Here is a 1,892-nt window from a genome sequence, read left to right on the forward strand (position 1 = left end):
AGTAAACCTCTCAAAACTAAACAAAGTTTCAAATGTGTGTTTCCGTATATCCTTAGAAAGGAGGTGATCCAGCCGCAGGTTCTCCTACGGCTACCTTGTTACGACTTCACCCTAATCATCTGTCCCACCTTAGACGGTTGGCTCCTAAAAGGTTACCTCACCGGCTTCGGGTGTTACAAACTCTCATGGTGTGACGGGCGGTGTGTACAAGGCCCGGGAACGTATTCACCGCAGCATGCTGATCTGCGATTACTAGCGATTCCAGCTTCATGCAGGCGAGTTGCAGCCTGCAATCCGAACTGAGGATGGTTTTAGGAGATTAGCTAAACCTCGCGGTATCGCTGCTCGTTGTACCATCCATTGTAGCACGTGTGTAGCCCAGGTCATAAGGGGCATGATGATTTGACGTCATCCCCACCTTCCTCCGGTTTGTCACCGGCAGTCTCACTAGAGTGCCCAACTTAATGCTGGCAACTAGTAATAAGGGTTGCGCTCGTTGCGGGACTTAACCCAACATCTCACGACACGAGCTGACGACAACCATGCACCACCTGTCATTTTGTCCCCGAAGGGAAAACCTAATCTCTTAGGTGGTCAAAAGATGTCAAGACCTGGTAAGGTTCTTCGCGTTGCATCGAATTAAACCACATGCTCCACCGCTTGTGCGGGCCCCCGTCAATTCCTTTGAGTTTCAACCTTGCGGTCGTACTCCCCAGGCGGAGTGCTTAATGCGTTAGCTGCAGCACTGAAGGGCGGAAACCCTCCAACACTTAGCACTCATCGTTTACGGCGTGGACTACCAGGGTATCTAATCCTGTTTGCTACCCACGCTTTCGAGCCTCAGCGTCAGTTACAGACCAGAGAGTCGCCTTCGCCACTGGTGTTCTTCCATATATCTACGCATTTCACCGCTACACATGGAGTTCCACTCTCCTCTTCTGCACTCAAGCTAATCAGTTTCTAATGCACTTCTCCGGTTAAGCCGAAGGCTTTCACATCAGACTTAATTAGCCGCCTGCGCTCGCTTTACGCCCAATAAATCCGGACAACGCTTGCCACCTACGTATTACCGCGGCTGCTGGCACGTAGTTAGCCGTGGCTTTCTGGTTAGTTACCGTCAAATAATAAACAGTTACTCTTACTATCTTTCTTCTCTAACAACAGAGTTTTACGAGCCGAAACCCTTCATCACTCACGCGGCGTTGCTCCATCAGACTTTCGTCCATTGTGGAAGATTCCCTACTGCTGCCTCCCGTAGGAGTTTGGGCCGTGTCTCAGTCCCAATGTGGCCGATCACCCTCTCAGGTCGGCTACGTATCATCGCCTTGGTAAGCCATTACCTTACCAACTAGCTAATACGCCGCAGGTCCATCCTAAAGTGATAGCCGAAACCATCTTTTAAATAAGAAACATTCGATTCTTATTGTTATGCGGTATTAGCATCTGTTTCCAAATGTTATCCCCCGCTTTAGGGTAGGTTACCCACGTGTTACTCACCCGTCCGCCACTCGTTTGGATTCTTAATCAAGTAGTGCAAGCACTACCTTCATAAGAGCAAACTCGTTCGACTTGCATGTATTAGGCACGCCGCCAGCGTTCGTCCTGAGCCAGGATCAAACTCTCATTTTAAGATGTTTGACTTGCTCTTTTTAAAACTTACTAGCGAATTGACTTCGCTTCTTGCTTGGGGTTAATACCCCCACACATTTATGCGAAACTTTGTTCAGTTTTCAAAGGTCTACTTGTTTAACAACTTCTCTATTATATCAAAGTTGATAACCAGTGTCAAGAAGTTTTTTAAATTATTTTTTTCTTATGAATCAATAACTTATCTCTCAACCTGACGACTTAATTACTATACCATGTTATCTTTTGCTTTGCAACTCTTTTTT

Annotated in this window: 1 rRNA gene; it reads right to left on the bottom strand. The window is 47.1% G+C overall.

The window, feature by feature from the left end:
- Positions 1 to 56: 56 nt before the first annotated feature.
- A 16S ribosomal RNA gene (locus FC86_RS00080) occupies positions 57 to 1,629 on the bottom strand.
- Between the last annotated feature and the right edge of the window lie 263 nt (positions 1,630 to 1,892).

It is taken from the genome of Holzapfeliella floricola DSM 23037 = JCM 16512, assembly GCF_001436605.1.
GTDB lineage: Bacteria > Bacillota > Bacilli > Lactobacillales > Lactobacillaceae > Holzapfeliella > Holzapfeliella floricola.